Source organism: Actinosynnema sp. NPDC059335 (assembly GCF_042752395.1).
Taxonomy (GTDB): domain Bacteria; phylum Actinomycetota; class Actinomycetes; order Mycobacteriales; family Pseudonocardiaceae; genus Actinosynnema.
This window is the reverse complement of sequence record NZ_JBHYXZ010000144.1, coordinates 1-19,134: the sequence shown is the minus strand read 5'-3', so window position 1 is coordinate 19,134 and position 19,134 is coordinate 1. Positions and strand designations below refer to the sequence as shown.

Below are 19,134 nucleotides of genomic sequence, written 5' to 3'. Positions count from 1 at the left end.
GGTGGGCCCCCCCCGGCCGCGCGGGGGGGGCCGCTGGGGCCCGGCCGCGCGCCCCCCCCCCCGCGGGGCGGGGCGCCCCGGCCGGGCGAGCGGCCCCCCCCGCGACACCGCCCGTCGTGGTCCGGGAGGCGGCGCCACTCGTTACGCTGTGTCGAGACGGTGTTGACGGAAGGGCGGCCATGGCGTTCGAGCGGAAGTACAGCGACGAGGTGCGCGCCGCCGCTGTCCGCCGGGTTGTCGAGCGCCGCCAGGCCGAGCCCGGCAACCGGTCGATCCTGCGCGAGGTGGCCGAGGAGTTCGAGGTCGGCGAGCAGTCCCTGCGGATCTGGGTGAAGCGGCTCGACGACGGCATGTTCAGCGCCGGCGAGGCCGCCCGGCTCCGGCAGGCGCCGCGGGAGCGGCTGCTCGCCCGCATCGCCGAGCTGGAGGCCGAGCTGGAGTCGGCGCACGAGCGGATCGGGGCCATGCAGGAGGAGATCGACGTGCTGAAGAAGGCGTCCGCGATCTTCGCCGCCGAGTTGGCCAAGCGCTGACCCGTCCACAGTGTCCAGATGGCGGTACGCCGCTGTTCCGCTCGCTCGGGTGACGCACACTGGACGCGCCACTTCGCGCTTGTTGGAGAGCAGATGAGCGGATACGACTACATCAGCGCCATCACCGGCTGCACCACGGACGTCCGGGGCCGGTTCGCGGTGCAGGGGCCCTCGTTCGAGCTGCTCGCGGACGGGTCGGTCGCCACGGGCGGGCCGGGCCGGGCGCCCGGCCCGCTGGACCTGCTGGTCTCGGCGCTGGTGGTCAACCTGCTCAACGTGCTGCGGGCCGACGGCGACCCCGACGCGGACAACCCGGGCACGCGGGCGGTGCACGTCCGCGCGCGGACCTCGCGCTACACGCCGAACCGGCTCAAGGTCGGCCGGGTGCTGGTCGAGGTGGTGGTCGACGGGTTGGCCGAGCCGGAGGTGGACCTGCTGCTGGAGCAGTACCGCGCCGGGTGCCGCGTGCTGCCCGCCGTGTCGACGGTGCTGGACGTGGACATCCAGGCGGTCGTCGGGGCGACCGCCTAGACCGCGAGCAGCGCGCGGGTGTAGTCGTCGCGCGGGGTGAGGACGACGTCCGACGTCGGGCCGTGCTCCACCACCCGGCCGGCGCGCATCACCGCGACGTGCTGCGCGATGTCGGCCACCACGGCGAGGTCGTGCGTCACGAGGAAGTAGGTCAGGCCCAGCTCCCGCTGGAGTTCGGTGAGCAGGTCCAGCACCCGGGCCTGCACGGTGGCGTCCAGCGCGGACACCGGCTCGTCCAGGACCAGCAGTTCCGGCCGCAGGGCCAGCGCCCTGGCGATCGCCACCCGCTGCCGCTGGCCGCCGGACAGCTCGCGCGGCTTGCGGTCCAGGTAGGACTGCGGCAGGCGGACCAGCTCCAGCAGTTCCCGGACCCGGGCGTCGCGTTCCCGGCGGTCGCCGACCCGGTAGGCGTCCAGGGGTTCGGCGATGATGGCGCGCAGCGACAGCCGGGGGTTCAGCGACTCGAACGGGCTCTGGTACACGACCTGCATGTCCCGGCGCAGGGCGCGCAGCCCGGCGCGGCGCAGGCCCGGCACGTCGCGGCCCAGCACGCGGACGGTCCCCCGGTCGGGTCGCTCCAGGCCGAGGATCAGCCTGCCGGTGGTGGTCTTGCCCGACCCCGACTCCCCCACCAGCGCGAACGTCGTGCCGCGCGGCACGGTGAGGGACACGTCGTCCACGGCCTGCGTGCCGCGCCGGGCGGTGCCGAACCGCTTGGACACGGAGACCAGCTCGATCACCGGCGGTCCGGGCGGCGTGGCGGGGGCGGCGCGTTCGGCCCGGCGCAGGTGGGCCTCGGCGATGCCGAGCACCCTCCCCTGCGCCACCCGCGTGGAACTGGCCAGCAGCGCCTTCGTGTAGGCGTGGCGGGGCCGGGTGAAGACCTCGGCGACGGGGCCGGACTCCACCACGGCGCCGCGTTCCAGCACCACCACGGACTGCGCGTTGCGGCTGGCCAGCACGAGGTCGTGGGTGATGAGCACGACCGTGGTGTCGTGGCGGGCGCGGGCGGCGTGGATGGCGCGCAGCACCTCCTGCCCGACCAGCACGTCCAGCGCGCTCGTGGGTTCGTCGGCGATGACCAGCTCCGGGCGTTGCGAGAACGCGATGGTGACCAGCACGCGCTGGCGCATGCCGCCGGACAGCTCGTGCGGGTAGCGGGCCAGCAGGGCCTCGGGGTCGGCGAACCCCACGTCCGCCAGGTCCTGCCGGATCCGGTCCTCGACCTCGCCTGGCGACAACGGCGAGCGGGCGAGCCGGAACGCCTCGCGCAGCTGCGCGCCGATCGTCTTGGTGGGGTTGAGCGAGGCGACCGGGTCCTGCGGCACGAAGCCGATGTGCCGGCCGCGCAGCGGGCGGAACTCCTCGTCGCCGCGCGACAGCACGTCCTCGCCGGCGAACTCGACGCGGCCGGCCGCGATGTGCCCGTTGGGCGGGAGCAGCCGCACGACCGCGTGCGCGAGCGTGCTCTTGCCGGAACCGGACTCGCCGATCACCGCGGTCACCTGACCGCGCGGGATGTCCAGGGACACGGCCGCCAGCGCGGTGTCCTCGGCGTCGCCGTGCCGGCGGCGGTAGGCGACCGTGAGATCGGCGACCCTGACGAGCGGTGTCATGCGTGGTCCTCCTGGAGCAGGTAGGCGAGGCGGCTGAGCAGCACGACCACGGCGGTGAGCGCCAGGCCGGGGATGATGGCGACCCACCAGGCGTGCGCCAGGTACTTCTGGCCGCCGGCGATGAGCACGCCCCACTCCGCCGACGGCGGGGCCTCGCCGAACCCGAGGTAGCTGAGGGAGCCGATGGCGAGCATCGCCAGGCCGAAGTGCAGCGCGGTGTAGGACAGCACCTGGTGGTGGATGCTCGGGACGACGTGCCGGGTGATCACCCGCAGTGGCCCGGCGCCGCACGTGCGGGCCGCCTCGACGTAGGCGAGCGTGCCGGCGCGGATCACGCAGCCGCGGATCAGCCGGGCGAAGCCGGTCGCCTCGCCGACGCCGATGGCGACCGCCGCGACGAACGCCCCGCGCCCGTAGGTGGTGATCACCGCCAGCGCCAGCAGCACGCCGGGGATGGCCATGACGGCCTCGGTCAGCACGCCGAGCACGCGGTCGAGCAGCCCTCCGGGGCGCAGTCCGGACAGCACGCCGACCACCGCGCCGACGACCAGCGCCACGGCCACCGCCAGCAGCGAGGAGAACAGCGAGATCCGCAGGCCGTGCACGACGCGGGAGAACAGGTCCCGGCCGATCTCGTCGGTGCCGAACCAGAAGTCGCCGTTCGGCGCGGTGAACGGCAGGCCGTCCAGCTCGTACGGGTCGTGCCACGTCACGAGCCCGGGGAAGAGCGCGACCAGGACCAGCGCGGCGACGAGCGCCAGGTGGACGTGCAGTTCGCGGACGCGCCGGCGGCGACGGCCGCGGCCCGCGCCGGGCGCGCCCCCGGTCGCGGGCGCGGGGTGGGCGACGGTGGTGGCGAGGGTGTCGGTCACGCCCGGACCTCCGCGGTGGCGGCGCTCGCCGCACGGCGGCGCAGACGTGGGTCGAGCAGGACGTAGCCGATGTCGACCAGGGCGTTGACGACGACGTAGGCCGCGGCCAGCACCACGACCAGGCCGAGCACGACGGTCAGGTCGACCGCCTTGACCGAGTCGACCATCAGCCGGCCGAGCCCGACGCGGGAGAACACCACCTCCACCACCACGGTGCCGCCGAGGAGCTGCCCGACCCGCAGCCCGAAGACCGCCAGGAACGGGAAGGACGCGTTGCGCAGGCAGTGCCGGTAGAGGGTGTGGAACCGGCCGGCGCCCTTGGCGGGCGCGGTGACCGCCGCGTACGTGGCGCCCAGTTCCGCGCGCAGGCCGCTGATCAGCACCTGGGCGAACTGGGCCGCGCCGAGCAGCGCCAGGACGGCCGCGGGCAGCACCAGCGAGGCCGCGCCCCGGCTGCCGTTGGAGGGGAACCAGCCCAGCGTGATGGAGAAGAAGTAGACGAACAGGATGCCGACCCAGAACACCGGCAGGCTCACGTACGCGGAGGGGATCAGCGACGCCAGCGAGCGGACGGCACGCGAGCGCGGGTTGACCGCCAGCACGGCGAGGAGGAAGCCCAGCGGCACCGACGCGGCCAGCGACACCGCGGCCAGGGTGACGGTGTTCGGCAGCACCTCGGCCAGCAGGTGGGTCACCGGCTGCTCGGTGACCAGCGACCGGCCGAGGTCGCCGCGCAGCAGACCGGTCACGCCGTCGGCGTACTGCGCCCACAGGCTGTCGGACAGGCCGACCTCCTGGCGGAGCAGGTCCAGGTCGAGGTCGGCCACGTCGGCCGAGCCGAGGGTGTCGGTGGTGCCGATGCGGGCCAGCACGGCGTCGCCGGGCAGCACGAACAGCAGGAAGAACGAGGCGGAGTAGGCCGCGAGGATCACCGCGGCGGCGCGCGCCAGCTTGGCCGCCACGACGCGGGCCAGGCCGCGGGCGGCGGGAGTGGGTGGGGTGGAGTGGCTCATCGTCGGCTCCCAACGGAAGCCGGGGGCCGCCGTGGACGGCCCCCGGTCCGGGTCACGGCTGGTCGATCCAGGCGTCGCCCAGCCACGGGATGTGGGTGGCCTCCAGCAGCGGCAGGTGCGTGCTGTTGCGGTAGGCCAGCGGCTGGATGAAGTCGTAGAGCGGGATGTAGTAGGCCTTGTCCAGGACGATCGCGGACGCCTGCGCGGCCAGCGCCTTGCGCTTGGCGATGTCCGGTTCGGCCAGGATCTGGGCGAAGGTCCGGTCCAGCTCCTCGTCCAGGCCGCCGTAGGTGGAGCGCAGCACGTCGGCGTCGGGTCGGGTGCCCGAGCCCCAGGAGAACGAGTAGTCGCCGGACTGGAGGCGTTGGTTCAGCTCGGCCTGGGTGAGGCTGCCGAACGCCAGCTCGACGCCGATGGCCTTCCACTGCGACTGGACCACGGCGATGTTCGGCTCGTGCGAGATCGTCGACGGGCTGTAGACGAGGGAGAACGAGAGGCGTGCGCCGTCCTTCGCGCGGACCCCGTCCGGGCCGGGCCGCCAGCCGGCCGCGTCGAGCAGCCGCTTCGCCTCGGCGACGTCGGTCCTGATCTTGTCGGACTGGTCGGCGAAGTACGGGTTGCTCGCGGTGTAGGCGCCCTTCGGGGCGATGTCGATCGCCGAGGCGCGCTTGAGCACGGCGTCCCGGTCGACGGCGAGCGAGAGCGCCCGCCGGACGTTCACGTCGTCCAGGCCGGGTACCTCGGTGTTGGCCGCGAACCCCAGCGCGGAGCCGGGCAGCGGTTGGCGGCGGATGGTGATCTCCCGGCCGGCCGCAAACTCCGTCTTGTCCGCGGGTTCGGTGTTGTGCAGCAGGTCCAGGCCGCCGGAGCGCAGCTCGGCCGCGGCGATGCTGTTGTCCTGGATGTGGCGGACCTCGATCTTGTCCAGGTAGGCGGGTCCCCGGTTCTTCGCGGGCTCCGGCGGCCAGGCGTAGTCCTCGCGGCGGGACAGGGTGTAGCCCTCCTCGCCGCGGCTCTCGGTGGCCACGAACGGGCCGGAGCCGATGATGCCGAGCCCTTCCTGGCGCTTCTCGAACGGCAGCGCGGCGGTGGCCGGCGCGACGATGCCCAGCACCGTGCTGGACGCGGCCTGCAGGAACGACGAGTTCGGCTTGGCCAGGTCGAACACCACGGTGCGGGGGTCGGGCGTGGTGATCTCCTTGAGCGCGCCGATCCACTGGTTGGCCACGGCGTACTTGGCGCCGCCGTCGCGCAGCGCCTGGTAGCTGCGCTTGACCGCGGCGGCGTCGAGCTTCTCGCCGTTGCTGAAGGTGACGTCCTCGCGCAGCGTGAACGCGTACCGGGTGGCGTTGTCGTTGACCTCCCACCCGGTGGCCAGCCAGGGCGCGAACGTGCCGTCCTCGTTGTTGAACACCAGCGAGTCGACCAGGCCGCGCAGCGGGACGGCCAGGCCGTAGCCGGTGGTCGTGGCGGGGTCGAGCGACTTGCCGCCGCCGGCCGCCCGGTACTTCAGCACGCCGCCCCTGACGGGCGTGTCGCTCGCGTTCCCGGTGCCGCCGGCGGCGCCGGCGGCGCACCCGGAGAGCACGAGGCCGGCCGCCGTCAGGAGGACCAGCGCGGCCGTGGCACGTCGGGGTGGCCGGACGCGCCCGGTCACGTCGTGGGGATGGCGCTTCATCGTGGGGACTCACTCTCGTCTCTGGCTCACGTGCGCCGGTGGCACGTGAGGCAGAACGTTAGGCGCGTTAGAGCCCGTAGTAGATAGCGTCTCGCTATATGAAACTTCTACTGGAGACAGGGGCGGTGACCGTACGGTGTAGCCGCATCCGTCGTAGAACTTCTACTGTGCGTCCGCGAGGAGCCCCGCGTGTCAAAGATCAAGATCGAGGCGACCAGCGCCGTCTTCTACCTGCCGTACTACGTGGCGGAGGAGGAGGGCTACTTCACCGACGAAGGGCTCGACGTCGAGCTCATCCGCAACCGCCCCGCCGACGAGACCGGCCTGCGGTTCATCGAGGACCCGCGCCGGGTGTCGTCCTTCAGCAGCTTCAAGCTGTTCGAGGCGGGCGCGTCGCAGCTGTACAACGCCTGCGAGTGGGGCCAGCTGCGCCGCTCCCAGGACAGCCAGGTCAACGGCAAGGTCGTGGCCCGCCGGGCCGCGGTCGCCAGCCAGGCGATCATCGTCCGCCCCGATTCCCCGTACCACGTCCCCGGCGACCTGGCCGGCGTGCGGGTCGGCGTCAACTTCCACCACGGTTCGCACTACCTGGTGCTCCAGACGTTGGAGGGCTTCCTCGCGCGGGCCGACATCAAGCTCGTCGGCATCAAGGGCAAGGAGCGCTTCGAGGCGTTGCGCGACGGGGACATCGACGCCGTCGCGGTGATGGAGCCGTGGATCACGGTGGCCGAGAAGCAGGGCTACAAGGTGCTCGCCGAGGCCCACTACTACGGCGCGGAGATCGCCAACGACTCGCTCGACGCCGACACGTTCACGAAGATCAACCGAGCGGTCACGCGGGGCGTGGACCGGATCCACGAGGACATCCGGCCCTACCTCAAGCACTTCATCGCGCAGGCGGCGCCGGTCGCGGAACTCGCGCCGGAGGACTTCAAGCTCGGCCGGCTGCGCTACGTCCACCCCGGCCCGTACCCGGAGGACCACTTCAACCGGACGCTGGACTGGGTGGCCAGCTGGGGCCTGATCGACTCGGACAACGACTTCGGCCGGCTCGTCGACACCACCAAGATCCTCCAGGAGGCCTGAGGCCCCGGCCGGACGGCGGCGCCGGTCGCGCCGCCGTCCCCGCGGTCCCGCCATGCCCACCACCGTGAACCGCCGGGCCGTGCTGCTGCTGTGCGGCGCCACCGCCGGCTTCCTCCTGCTGGACATCCACAAGGTGTCCCTCGCCGTCCCGTCGATCGAACGCGCCCTGCGCCCCGGTCCCGCGGGCATCCAGCTGATCCAGGCCGCCTACGTGTTCTGCTTCGCCGTCACGCTGGTGCCCGCGGGGCGGGTCGGCGACGCGGGCCGGCGGTTGGCGCTCACCTACGCCGGCGCCTACCTCTACCTCGCCGCGAGCGTGCTGTGCGCCGTCGCGCCCACGGCCGGTGTCGTCGTCGTGGGCCGCGCGCTGCTCGGCGTCGCCGCCGGGCTGCTCATGCCGCAGGTGATGGGCATCGTCCAACAACTCTTCCCCGCCGCGGAGCGCGGCCGGGCGTTCGGCGTCTACGGCATGTGCGTCGGCCTGGCGACCGCGCTCGGCCCGAGCCTGGGCGGCCTGCTCGTCACCACGCCGCTGCTGGGCTGGCGGGGCGTGTTCATGATGAACGTGCCGGTGGGCGTGGCGCTCCTCGTCGCCGCGCACGTGCTGCTGCCCGCCGTCGGCCGGGACCAGGGCGGCCGACGCCGGCCGGACGTCGACGTGACCGGGTTGGCGCTCGGCGGCCTCGCCCTGGTCGCGCTGCTGACGCCGTTCATCTTCACCACCGGCCGCCCCGACGACGTGGACGCCCGGTGGCTCGCCCTCGTCCCGGCGACCGGGCTGGCGGCGCTGTTCGTGGCGCGCAGCCGCCGACGCGTCGCGGCCGGGCGTTCCGGCGTGATCGACCCGGCGCTGCTGCGCGTCGCGTCCTTCCGCAACGGCGTGCTGGTGTCCCTGACGTGGTTCGCCTCGGGACCGGGCGTCGCCCTGGCGCTGACCCTGTACCTCCAGGAGGCCCGCGACGTGTCCCCGTTCGTCGCCGGGCTGGTGGTGCTGCCGTCGTCGGCCACGTCCGTGCTGGGGTCCTGGCTGGGCGGCCGGCACGTGGCCCGACTCGGCCGGGTGCTGACCGGGACGGGGATGCTGCTGGTGCTCGCCGCCACGCTGGGCACGCTGGCGCTGCTGCACGGCGACCTGCCCACGGCGGCCGTGCTGGTCGGGATCCCGCTGCTGCAACTCGTGCAGGGCCTGGGAGGCGGCCTGGTGGTCTCCCCCAACCACTCGATGACGCTGATGGACGTCCCGGCCGCGCAGGGCAGCGCGGCGAGCGCGATCGGGCAGCTCGGCCAGCGCATCAGCAACAGCGTGGGCGTCGCGACGGCGTCGATGGCGTACTACTCGACCGTCTACGGGGCCGGCTTCACGCTGACCGACGCCCCGGCCCCGCTGCACCTCGACGCGCTCGACCGGGCCACCGCGGTCGCCTGCGCGTTCCTGGGCGCGGCCCTCGCCGTGGTCCTCCTGGACCTGCGCCGCTCCCGGCGGGATACGCCGCGAGCGCTCCTCGACGCCCGAGCGCGGTGACGGTGACACCATCCGCCGCCGGTGAGGAGTCGGAGCGCGAACCCGCGACGGGCGATCCCGAAGCCGGGTAACTTCGACGCAGGGAACCGGCGGGCACCGCGGGTGACGACGGGCCAGAGCCACCGCGGAGTCGAACATGGACGTATCGGATCGCACCGCCCGCAGGAGCGCGCTGCGGATCGCGTTGAGCCGCATCACGTTCGCCGTGTTCCTCTGCGTCGTCGCCGTGATCGTCGTGCTCGTCGGCGTGGTGCTGCTCGGCGCCACCGGGTTGTCGTCCGACCCGCACGGCTACGGCGTGATCGCGGGGATCCTGCTCACGGCGATGCTCTCGCCGGTCGCCCTGGTGCTGTGGTTGCTGTACCGGTGGTTGCGCCGAGGCGGCGGGTGATCGGCGGCACGACCACCCGACCGCCTCGACGTCGGCCGCGGTCCTGTCGGCACTCCGCGCCACGCCGCGGGTGTGCGGTGTGGATCACCGGTCCGGCGATGTCCTTGCCGCGTTCCCTTGGTGTTACGGGGATTCAGCCGGCCGTGTGGGTCAGGTCGACGGTCAGCGGGACGGCGCTGCCCAGCGTGTGGCCCACCGGGGAGGAGGCGGTGACCTTCGCGTGCAACGCCTCGATGTCCTCGCGCGGGGCGTCGGACTCGATCCGGACCTTGGCGGTGATGGTGTCGAAGCCCGCGTGGCCTTCGGCGAGTCCGAGGAAGACGTGGAGGTCGATGTCGCCCTTCAGGTCGATGGTCAGGTTGTCGATCCGGATCCCGGCCACCGTGGCGTTCGCCGCGTACCCCACGGCGAGGCAGTTGCCCAGCGCGCCCAGGAGCTGCTCGACGGGGTTCGGCGCGGTGTCCGTGCCGCCCAGCGCCGGCGGCTCGTCCGACCGCACCGGGTCGAACCCGCGCACCCGCGCCTCCGACTGGAACCCGCCCTTCCACGTCACGTGCGCGGCCCAGGTGGTCTTCGCCTTGGCGGCGTCCTCCCGGACCGCCGCGACGAGGTTGCCCACCGACTGGATGTCGACGTCGTTCAACGGGTGCTGCACTTCCACGGTCATCGCTGATCTCCCGGCTCGGTCACCACGAACGCCCGTCAGAGTGCCGCTTCCCGGCCGTCCGCGCGCCCCGTGCCGGATCGTGGGAGACCGTGACGGGCACGGGCGACTGTGGTAGCGACCGGTCCGCGGCGGAGCACCGCCACGGGGTCGGGATCGGAGCACCTCCCGGTCACGGGTGTCCGGAACCACGATCGGGGGTAACCCGAAGGTGAACCACCGAGACACCGGAGGTCGAGATGCACCCGTTTCCGTTCGTCCCCTGGGCGTGGCGTGACCCGTCGTGGCTTCCCGGCGCCGACACGGACGCCGGGCGTGACACCGCGGGCACCGGACAGCGGCCCGACACCGGCCTGATCGGCTACGAGGTGGAGGCCACCGACGGCGGCATCGGCAAGATCGACGAGGACAACGCGCAGGTGCCCGCCGACTGCATCATGGTGGACACCGGCCCGTGGATCTTCGGCCGCAAGGTCGTCCTGCCGGTCGGCACCGTGGCGCGGGTGGACCACGACGAGCGCAAGGTCTACGTGGACCGCACCAAGGAGCAGATCAAGAACGCGCCGGAGTACGACCCCTCCGACACCGACCACGAGGACTACCGCCGGCGCACCGGTGACTACTACACCGAGAACTACCGCGCCATTCCCCCGATGATGTGACGGTGATCCGCCCACGGGCGCCCTCGGTCCGCGCACGGGCCGAGGGCGCCTCCGTCGGGGACGCCGTCCCGCCTCACGGCGGTGCGCCGGCGTGCAGGCGCACGAGTTCGGGCACCCGCCACCGGTCCCCGTCGTCGGCCACCGGCTCGATCAGGCACGCCCGCGCCAGCGCCGCCAGCGCCCGGCGGGCCGTCGGCTCCGGCAGCCCCAGCCGCGCGGCGGCCTCGGCCGCGGTGACCTCCGGCGTGCCCGGCAGCACCCGGTAGAGCCGGAGCTGGACCGGGTCCAGGTCGGCGCACGACCGGTCCAGCGCGGCCGACACCGAGAGGTCGCCGCAGGCGAGGTCGTGCAGCCGGGTCGCGGGATCGGCCAGTTCGGCGGCCAGGGCGGCCGGCGTGCGGGCGGGGTTCTCGGCGAGCAGGGCGACGACGATCCGCAACGCCAGCGGCAGGCCGTCGCACAGGTCCGCGACCACCGCCGCCGCGGCGGGATCGGTGGCGATCCTGGTGTCGTCGGGGTCGAGCGCCGTCAGCCCGCGGTGCAGCAGGTCCACCGCCCGCCACCGGTCCAGCGGGCCGAGCCGCACCAGCACCGCGTCCAGGTCGGCCACCGTGTTGCGGGCCGTCACGAGTACCGCGGTGTCGTCGTCGGAGGGGAGCAGCGACCGCGCCACCTCCCCCTCCCCCGCGTCGTCGATCACCAGCAGCACCCGGCGTCCATCAGCGGCGTAGGCGGCCAGCACCGACCGGTACAGCCGCACGCGTTCGTGGCCTTCGGCGGGCACGTGACGGTCCGGGACGCCGGCGGCGCGCAGGAACGCCCCGGTCACCCGGTGCGCGGCGTCGTGCCCGGCCGGGCCGGAGCGCTGTCCGCCGAGGTCCACGAAGAACACCCCGCCGGGGAACCACCCTCGGCTGACGGCGAGGTGCGTGACCTGCGCGGCCAACTCGGTCTTGCCCACGCCCGCCATCCCGGTCACGGCCGCCACGCGGGCCGTCCGGCCCGGTTCCAGGACTTCCGTGAGCGCGGCGACCTCCTGGTCGCGGCCCACGAAGGCGGTCGAGGCCGGCGGCAGCCCGGACAACGCGGGCGTGATCCGCGGCGGCAGGGTGACCGTGATGTCGCGGCCCTGGACGACCGCGGCGAAGAACAGGCCGCCGCTGATCGTGTTCTCGACCCGGTCAGCCATCGCCGCCTCCGGACAACGCCTCCTCCAGGTTGTCGAGGGCGCTGCGCTCGCCGTGCTCGTCACCGATCTCCCGGAACACCGCGACGGCCGCCCGGTGGTGGTCCGCGGCCTCCGCGAGGTCGCCACCGCCGGCGAGCGCGAGCCCCAGGTTCGTCAACGCGACGCCTTCGCCGTACCGGTCCCCCGTCTCGCGGCAGATCGCCAGATCCCGCCGGTGCGCGACGACCGCCTCGGTGAACCGCCCTGCGGCCTGGAGGGCGAGGCCGAGGTTGTCGTAGCCGCGCCCCTCGCCCTCGCGGTCCCCCAGGTCGCGGAACATCCCGATCGCCGTCTCGTGCGCCGTGATGGCGTCCCCGACGCGGTCGGCGTCGCGCAGCGCGAGGCCCAGGTTGTTGTAAGCGCTGGCCTCGCCGTGCCGCTCGTCCACGGCCCGGAACAGCGCGATGGCCTCCTCGTGCGCGTCGACGGCCTCCGCCGGCCGGCCGACCTCCTGCAACGCGATGCCGAGGTTGGTGAGCGCGATCGCGCGGCCGCGCCGGTCGCCCAACCCGTGGTAGATCCGCTCACCGCGGCGGTGCGCCTCGACGGCGTCCGCGAACCGGCGCACCTCGGCCAGCCCGAGGCCCAGGCTGATCAGCGCCAGCGCCTCGGCGCGGCGGTCACCGGCCCGGCGCGCGATCTCCAGCGCGGCCTCCGTCGTGGCCACCACCTCGTCGAAGCGCCGCAGGTAGCGCAGCACGTTGCCCAGGTTGTTGAGCGCGATGCCCGCCCCGCCGAGGTCGCCGATCCCCCGGTAGATCCGCTCGGCGGCCCGCAGCGCGTCCAGGGCTTCCTCGAAGTGCCCCAGTTCGGCGTGCGCGATCCCGAGATCGGTCGACGCCCTGGCCTCCGCCCGCCGGTCGCCGAGGGTCCGCGCGGCGGTCACCGCGACGCCGGCCAGCCCGACCCAGTCGCCGAAGTGGCGGCGCAGCAAGAGGAAGTCCCACAGGGCCAGGGGGAGGTCCCGGGCGACCGCGGCGTGGCCGGGGGCGGCCGCGTGGGTCGCCGCGACCAGGTTGAGGTACTCGGCGTCCAGCCGGTCCAAAGCCGTCGCCCGGTCGGGGAAACCGTGCGCCGCCGGGTCGGCGACCTTCGCGTCCAGGTGCGCGTTCGCCGCGCGGGCGGTGCCGAGGTAGTGGTCGAGCAGCCTGGTGAACGCGAGGTCGCGCCCGTCGGCGACCGCCTCGCGCTCCCCGTGCCGCGACGCGTGCAGCCGGACCAGGTCGTGCATCCGCCACCGCCCGTACACCGCGCCGGGGTCTACGAGGTGCGCCCGCGCCAGCACCTCCAGCCCCCGCCGTGCCGCGTCGGCGGAGGAGTCGGTCAGCGCGGCCGCGGCGGGCGTCGACAGGTCCGGGCCGGGGTTGACCGACAGCAGCCGGAAGGCGCGCGCGACGTCCGGGGCCAGCCGGTGGTAGGACAGGTCGAACGCGGCCGCCACGGCGCGGCCCGGGTGGGCGATCTCGTCCAACCGGGTCGTGACGTCGGACAGGTCGCCGACCATCGCCGCCACCGGCCGGGCCGGGTGCTCCGCCAGCAGCGCGGCGACGATCTGCAGCGCCAGCGGCAGACCCGCGCACAGCCCGGTCAGCGCGACGGCGGCGTCGGGGTCGTCGTCGATCCGGGTGTCACCGGCGTGGCGGAGGGCCAACGCCCGGCGCAGCAGGTCGACCGCCTCGTCGCGCGGCAGGGGTTCGAGGTGGAGCTGCCGGGCGTCCAGCCCCGCCAGGGCCTCGCGGGACGTGACGATGGTCGCGGTGGCGCCGTCGGTGGCCAGCAGGGGCAGCACCTGCCGGCGGTCCGAGACGTTGTCGATGACCACCAGCACGCGCCGGCCGCGCTCGGCGCAGGCGGCCAGCAGCGACCGGAACAGCCGGGACCGGTCCTCGGTCGCGGCGGGGACGTGGTCGTCCGGGACGCCCATCGCCCGCAGGAAACCGCCGAGCGCCCGGCCCGCGGTCAGCCGGTTGAGCGGTTCCGGGTCGTAGCCGAGCATGTCGACGAACAGCACCCCGCCGGGGAACCGCCCGGAGGCCACCGCCTGCCGGGCCGCCTGCGTCGCCAGTTCGGTCTTGCCGATCCCGCCCAGGCCGCCCACCGCGCCGACCAGCACCGGGTTCGCGGCGTCGCGCCCCAGCAGGTCGAGCAGGACGGCCAACTCCCGGGCGCGGCCGGTGAACGACGGGGAGGCGCGCGGCAGCCCGGCCAGCGCGGGCGGGATCTCCGGCGGCAGGGTGACGACGATGTCGCGGCCCTGGACCACGCCGGCGAAGAAGACGCCGCCTTCGATCACGTTGCCCGTGTCGTCGGTCATCGGTCGCGCCCCTCCCGGATGTCGTCGGCGGTGGACGGGGAGAAGCCCCAGCCTGCCCGAACGCGATCGTCACCGACAGGACGGGAAAGCCACAGCACGGCAACGGAATCGGACGCGCGACGTGCCCGGCGTGCGACCGGGCCGGACGGACGGCGCGACCGGACGGGCGTGCGACCGGACAGGCGTGCGACCGGACAGGCGTGCGACCGGACGGCATCGCGCCCGGACAGGCGACGCGACCGATCGGCAGCGTGGACCGGGCGGGCGGCCACCCGACCGGGCCGGCGCGGCACGCCGTCACCGGCCGGCGCGGTGGCGGTCCAGGACCCGGTCCACCAGGCGGGCGGACGCGCCCGGGTAGCCGGTCGGGTCGCACAGCTCCCGCCACCGCGCCGGGTCGCCGTCGTGCCCCAGCGCGCGCAGCCGGCGCACCAGGACGTCGGCGACGTCGCCGGTGGTGGCGGTGACCTCGGTCATGAGGCGCTTCGCCGCGACCTTGCCCAGCAGCGGGGTCAGCGCCGCGCCGAGTCGTTCCGCGACGATCGCGCCGCCGGTGAGGGCGAGGTTCTCCCGCATCCTGTCCGGGAACACGACCAGGCCGCACGCCAGGTCCGCGGCGTTGCGGGCCGCGCCGGCGGCGAGGCGCAGGGCCTCGCGCAGCGGTTGCCACTCCGCGTGCCAGCCGCCCGCGGAGCGCTCGTCGGGCACGACCATGCACTGGTGCAGCACGGAGACCAGCGCCGGCACCTGACGGGCGGCGGTGAGCACGGCGGTGGTGTAGACGGGGTTGCGCTTCTGCGGCATCGCCGAGGAGGCGCCGCGCCCCGGCGCCGAGGGCTCGGCCAGTTCGCCGATCTCGGTGCGGGTCAGGACCTCCACGTCGGCCGCGAGCTTGCCCAGCGTGCCGGTGACCAGGCCCAGCGCGTTGGCCACGTCGACCACCGGCAGCCGGGCGCCGTGCCAGGGGATCAGCGGCGCGGTGAGCCCCAGGTCGGCGGCGACGTGGTCGACCAGGACGAGGACGTCGGCCTCGGTGAACTCCTGGTAGGCGGCCAGCGTGCCGGCGGCCCCGCCCAGCGACACGGGCAGGCCGTGCGCACGCAGGTGGTCGAGGCGGTCGACGGCGTCGAGGACGGCGTTCAGCCAGCCCGCGGCCTTGAGCCCGAAGGTGATCGGCACGGCGTGCTGGGTCAGGGTGCGGCCGGCCATGGGCGTGTCGCGGTGCTCGCGGGCGAGGCCGGCCACCGCGTCGGCGGTCCGCCGCAGGTCGCCGAGCACGCGGTCGAGCACGGCGCGGCAGACGAGCATGGTGGCGGTGTCGAGGATGTCCTGGCTGGTGCTGCCGCGGTGGACGAAGTCCGCGGCCTCCGGGTCGATCCCGGCGACGATCCCGGTCAGCTGGGCGACGAAGCCGACGGTCGGGTTGCCGGTCTCGCGGACCCCGGCGACGAGGCCGGGCCAGTCGAACGCGTCGGCGTCGACCCGGGCGAGCGCCGCGGCCGTGGCGGGCGGGACCATGCCGATCCGGGCCTGCGCGCGGGCCAGGGCCTCTTCGACCCTGATCATGGCGGTCAGCCAGGCGCGGTCGTCCAGCAGGTCGTCGATCCCGGTGTCGGCCCAGCCCGGTGAGAGCAGGCCGCGGTCGGAGTGCATGGCGGGTCCTTTCAGGCCGTGGCGGGTTCGGGCACCGCGGCGGCGCTCGGGTGCAGGCATTCGCGGGCCACCGCGTCGGCGTCGCCCAGGATGACCGAGTTGACACCGGGTCTCACGCCGGCGGCGGTGGCCCAGTGCACGGTCTCGGTGGGCACGCCGAACGCGAAGCGCCGCGGGTGCGGCCGTCCGCGCGCGTCGAGCAGGGCGTAGGGGCGCGGGGTGACGGCGATGCCGCCGGTCTCGTACCACCCGGTGGTGCGGTTCGGGATGCGGTTGAGGGCGCAGTCGCCGCGGGCGAGCAGGCGGGTCAGCAGGGGGTCCGCGGTGCGCCGGGCGTCCACGTCGGGCAGCCGGGCCTCGATGAGCGTGCGGGCCCGGTACTCGGCTCCCGGCACGAGCGGGCTGCGGGCCAGGAAGCCCCGGCCGTCGTCGCGGTGCTCCACGACCATCCCGGCGCCGACGACCGTGAGGACCCCGGCCTCGATCAGCGCCACGGCCTGCTCGACGCGTTGGACAGGCGGGCCGATGGACAGGAACGCGTTGAGCGGCGTGAACCAGTGGTCCAGGTCGTCGCGGTAGGAGTCGCCGGTGAGGCCGCCGTGGTCGACCAGGAGCCGGACCTCGTTGCGCAGGTCGCGCAGGACGTCCAGCGCGGCCTTGAGCGGGCCGCGCACGTTGCCCCGGCGCGCCTCGCGGATGTCGGTGTCGAGGTAGGACAACAGCCAGTCCCGGAACTCCGCCGGTCCGGAGAACCGGGTGCGGCACGGGGTGGCGACGGAGTCCCAGTCCCAGCGCGGCGTCGAGCCGAGCCCGAACCGGCGCAGGAGCCCGTCCTCCGCCCGGTCCGTCGGCGCGGTCTCGGCCAGGTCGCGGAACTCGCGCAGGAAGCGTGCCCCCTCGGCTTCACCGGACCGGTTGACCACGGTGGTGGCGTAGTAGACGGCGCGGACCTCCCGGTCGACCCACGGCCAGACGTCGGCGCGGAAGTCCAGGGGGCCGGCCGCGCGCAGGGCCTCGATGCGCCGCGGTGTCAGGAACAGCGGGGTGTGCCGGCCCGACGCGCCCTTCTGGTTCTCGCCGCGCGCGTGGTAGGGCACGCCGCGGCGCGAGCCGGCGATCAGGTGCGGTTCGCCGCCGGAGGGCTCGTAGCGCAGCCGCCCGTCCCGGTCGTGGCGGAACACGCCGCCGCGGCCGGCGGTCAGCAGCGCCATGTGGTCGAAGAAGTTCAGGCCCAGGCCGCGCAGGATGACGGGCTCGCCGCCCGGGACGGCGTCCAGGTCGACGTCGGCGGGGCTGTGCGGCGGGTAGTAGCGCAGCCCGTCACGGGCGGCGAGGTCCTGCAATCGCCGCTGTGCGGGGGTCGGCGTGGTGCCGAGGTGGCCGAGGGCGAGGACGACGGAGTCCAGGCCGGTGAGCCGGTCACCGTTGGCGAGGACGACCGTTTGCCGGCCGTCGTCGGCGTCGAGGAGGTCCGTCGCCCGGTGCGGGTGCCGCGTGATGACCAGGTTGGCCGGGGCGTGCTCGACCAGGTGCCGCAGCGTCCAGTCCAGGTAGTGGCCGTAGAACGCCCGCGTCGGGTACGAGTCCGGGCCGAGGGCGAGCGCCTCGCGGCGCACCCAGTCGGGGAACGCGGCCGAGGCGGCGACCGAACGCGCCCACTCGTGCAGGCTCGGTCCGGGCACGACCGGGCCCGCGCAGTCGACGCTGTCGTCGACGAACACGGTGACCTGCGAGGCGACGGTGTTCATCAGCAGGTGCCGGGACTGGTCCGACCGCCACACCTGCCCGCCGACGCCCAGCCGGGGGTCGACCAGGTGCACGCGCACGGTCCGGTGCGGGGCCTCCCGGGCGTTGGCGCAGAGCCGTTCGAGCACCGACAGGCCGCGCGGGCCGATCCCCACCAGGCAGATGCCGCGGGCGTCGCCGGGATCCCCGGGCTCGCTCGGGCGCGGGACGTGCGTTGGACCGCTCATCGCCGAAGTGTGCTGGGGCAGCGGTCGGCGACGGAGCACGGAACCACGAAGCGACCACTCGACGTGCTCCCGACCACGCGCCGTCGCCCCGCCGCCCGCACGTTGCGCGCGGATGACGGCAGGGTTGACCGATCCCGATCGGGTCAAGCACCATTGAGTCAATGAACGCTGACTGGTCTGCCCGGACGGTGGCCCGCGCCCGCGTGCACGCGGCCCTCGGGGAGCCCGCCCGGCTCGCGGTGGTCGAACTGCTCGTGCTCGGCGACGCCTCGCCGGGCGAGGTCGGCCGCCGGCTCGGCCTGCCCAGCAACCTCCTCGCGCACCACGTCAAGCTGCTGGAGCAGGCCGGGATCGTGGAGCGGTCCCGGTCGGAGGGCGACCACCGGCGCACCTACCTGCGGCTGCGCACCTCGGCACTGGCCGACCTCGTGCCCGGCGGACGCCGGCAGGCGCCGCGCGTGGTGTTCGTGTGCAGCCGGAACTCGGCGCGCTCGCCGCTGGCTGCCGCGCTGTGGCAGCGGCGCAGCGCGGTGCCCGCCGCCAGTGCCGGCACCCGACCGGCCGAGCGCGTGCACCCGTTGGCCGTCGCCGCCGCCAGGTCGCACGGCCTGTCGCTCACCCGCGCCCGTCCCCGCCACCTGGACGAGGTGCTGCGGCCGGACGACCTGGTCGTCGCGGTGTGCGACAACGCCCACGAGGAACTCGCCGACCACGACGACCGGCTGCACTGGTCCGTGCCCGACCCGGCCGCCGTCGGCACGCCGGACGCCTTCGACGCCGCCTACCGCGACCTCGCCGACCGCGTCGACCGCCTGGCGGCGGCCGTGCACCCGCTCCGGGGTCGTCGTGAAGGCGATCGCCGGGGAACCACCACGCCCATGACCGGAGGACGAGCACGGTGAACCGCGCCAAGCCCGAAGTCCTGTTCGTCTGCGTCCACAACGCCGGCCGCTCGCAGATGGCGGCCGCCCTGCTCCGGCACCACGCGCTGGGTCGCGTCACGGTCCGTTCCGCGGGGTCCGCGCCCGCCGCCGAGGTCAACCCGGCCGCCGCCGCGGCGCTGGCCGAGTGGGGTCTGGACATCGGCAACGCGGTCCCGTCCAAGCTGACCACCGAGGACGTCGAGGTCTCCGACGTCGTCGTCACCATGGGTTGCGGCGACACGTGCCCGGTCTTCCCCGGCAAGCGCTACCTCGACTGGGACCTCGAAGACCCGGCCGGCCAGGGGGTGGACGCGGTCCGCCCGATCCGCGACGACATCGACCGCCGCGTCCGCGGCCTGCTGGCCGAACTGCTCGACCGGCCCGCCTGACGCCTACTGCCGTCCCCTGTCGCGGTTCTCGGTTCTCGACGGCAGCCGCGGTGCCCCGGTGGCGGTGGTGTGACCGTCACCGGGGC

At 74.5% G+C, this 19,134-nt stretch carries 17 protein-coding genes; 8 read left to right on the top strand and 9 right to left on the bottom strand.

What is annotated here, in order from left to right; all coding sequences use genetic code 11:
• Positions 1-179 precede the first annotated feature (179 nt).
• On the top strand, positions 180-533 hold the full coding sequence (locus ACFXGA_RS32150; protein WP_378094463.1) for a transposase: 354 nt from the start codon (positions 180-182) through the stop codon (positions 531-533).
• A gap of 93 nt (positions 534-626) precedes the next feature.
• The gene (locus tag ACFXGA_RS32145; protein ID WP_378094461.1) at positions 627-1,064 is read left to right on the top strand and encodes a hypothetical protein; all 438 of its coding nucleotides are present in this window, start codon (positions 627-629) and stop codon (positions 1,062-1,064) included.
• Here the strand turns inward: ACFXGA_RS32145 and ACFXGA_RS32140 are convergent.
• The 4 genes from ACFXGA_RS32140 to ACFXGA_RS32125 are packed head-to-tail and all read right to left on the bottom strand — an operon-like array spanning position 1,061 to position 6,243.
• Complete coding sequence (locus ACFXGA_RS32140; protein ID WP_378094459.1) at positions 1,061-2,680, bottom strand: ABC transporter ATP-binding protein; 1,620 nt, start codon at positions 2,678-2,680, stop codon at positions 1,061-1,063. The genes ACFXGA_RS32145 and ACFXGA_RS32140 overlap by 4 nt on opposite strands.
• Entirely contained in the window at positions 2,677-3,552 is an 876-nt protein-coding gene (locus ACFXGA_RS32135) for an ABC transporter permease (RefSeq protein ID WP_378094457.1), read from the bottom strand. Before ACFXGA_RS32135 ends, ACFXGA_RS32140 begins: the two co-directional genes overlap by 4 nt.
• Positions 3,549-4,565, bottom strand: a complete 1,017-nt coding sequence (locus ACFXGA_RS32130; protein ID WP_378094455.1) for an ABC transporter permease — start codon at positions 4,563-4,565, stop codon at positions 3,549-3,551. Before ACFXGA_RS32130 ends, ACFXGA_RS32135 begins: the two co-directional genes overlap by 4 nt.
• 52 nt (positions 4,566-4,617) lie before the next feature.
• Entirely contained in the window at positions 4,618-6,243 is a 1,626-nt protein-coding gene (locus ACFXGA_RS32125) for an ABC transporter substrate-binding protein (RefSeq protein ID WP_378094453.1), read from the bottom strand.
• A gap of 189 nt (positions 6,244-6,432) precedes the next feature.
• Between ACFXGA_RS32125 and ACFXGA_RS32120 the strand changes: the two genes are divergently transcribed.
• The 3 genes from ACFXGA_RS32120 to ACFXGA_RS32110 all read left to right on the top strand — a co-directional run bounded on the left by ACFXGA_RS32120 (position 6,433) and on the right by ACFXGA_RS32110 (position 9,242).
• Complete coding sequence (locus tag ACFXGA_RS32120; protein ID WP_378094451.1) at positions 6,433-7,329, top strand: ABC transporter substrate-binding protein; 897 nt, start codon at positions 6,433-6,435, stop codon at positions 7,327-7,329.
• A 52-nt stretch (positions 7,330-7,381) separates the two neighbouring features.
• Positions 7,382-8,851 (top strand): MFS transporter, encoded by a 1,470-nt coding sequence (locus ACFXGA_RS32115; RefSeq protein WP_378094449.1) that lies wholly within the window; start codon positions 7,382-7,384, stop codon positions 8,849-8,851.
• A 136-nt stretch (positions 8,852-8,987) separates the two neighbouring features.
• A complete protein-coding gene (locus tag ACFXGA_RS32110) occupies positions 8,988-9,242 on the top strand; it encodes a hypothetical protein (RefSeq protein ID WP_378094447.1) in 255 nt (84 codons plus the stop codon).
• Positions 9,243-9,375: 133 nt separating this feature from the next.
• Here ACFXGA_RS32110 and ACFXGA_RS32105 read toward each other — a convergent pair whose 3' ends face one another.
• The gene (locus ACFXGA_RS32105; protein ID WP_378094445.1) at positions 9,376-9,909 is read right to left on the bottom strand and encodes an OsmC family protein; all 534 of its coding nucleotides are present in this window, start codon (positions 9,907-9,909) and stop codon (positions 9,376-9,378) included.
• A gap of 236 nt (positions 9,910-10,145) precedes the next feature.
• Between ACFXGA_RS32105 and ACFXGA_RS32100 the strand changes: the two genes are divergently transcribed.
• A complete protein-coding gene (locus tag ACFXGA_RS32100) occupies positions 10,146-10,568 on the top strand; it encodes a PRC-barrel domain containing protein (protein WP_378094443.1) in 423 nt (140 codons plus the stop codon).
• A 73-nt stretch (positions 10,569-10,641) separates the two neighbouring features.
• Here the strand turns inward: ACFXGA_RS32100 and ACFXGA_RS32095 are convergent, their stop codons facing one another.
• The 4 genes from ACFXGA_RS32095 to ACFXGA_RS32080 form a co-directional block, all read right to left on the bottom strand.
• Positions 10,642-11,757 carry an AAA family ATPase gene (locus tag ACFXGA_RS32095; RefSeq protein WP_378094441.1) on the bottom strand — a complete coding sequence of 372 codons (1,116 nt, stop codon included), beginning with the start codon at positions 11,755-11,757 and terminating at the stop codon, positions 10,642-10,644.
• Complete coding sequence (locus tag ACFXGA_RS32090; RefSeq protein ID WP_378094439.1) at positions 11,750-14,110, bottom strand: ATP-binding protein; 2,361 nt, start codon at positions 14,108-14,110, stop codon at positions 11,750-11,752. The genes ACFXGA_RS32095 and ACFXGA_RS32090 overlap by 8 nt, the downstream gene beginning before the upstream one ends.
• Positions 14,111-14,407: 297 nt before the next feature.
• Complete coding sequence (pcaB, locus tag ACFXGA_RS32085; protein WP_378094437.1) at positions 14,408-15,763, bottom strand: 3-carboxy-cis,cis-muconate cycloisomerase; 1,356 nt, start codon at positions 15,761-15,763, stop codon at positions 14,408-14,410.
• A gap of 11 nt (positions 15,764-15,774) precedes the next feature.
• Positions 15,775-17,736, bottom strand: a complete 1,962-nt coding sequence (locus ACFXGA_RS32080; protein WP_378094435.1) for an FAD/NAD(P)-binding protein — start codon at positions 17,734-17,736, stop codon at positions 15,775-15,777.
• A gap of 161 nt (positions 17,737-17,897) precedes the next feature.
• On the opposite strand from ACFXGA_RS32080, the gene ACFXGA_RS32075 reads away from it, so the two are divergent.
• Both ACFXGA_RS32075 and ACFXGA_RS32070 read left to right on the top strand, forming a co-directional pair.
• Entirely contained in the window at positions 17,898-18,638 is a 741-nt protein-coding gene (locus ACFXGA_RS32075; protein WP_378094433.1) for a helix-turn-helix domain-containing protein, read from the top strand.
• Positions 18,635-19,048 (top strand): low molecular weight phosphatase family protein, encoded by a 414-nt coding sequence (locus ACFXGA_RS32070; RefSeq protein ID WP_378094431.1) that lies wholly within the window; start codon positions 18,635-18,637, stop codon positions 19,046-19,048. Before ACFXGA_RS32075 ends, ACFXGA_RS32070 begins: the two co-directional genes overlap by 4 nt.
• Positions 19,049-19,134 lie beyond the last annotated feature (86 nt).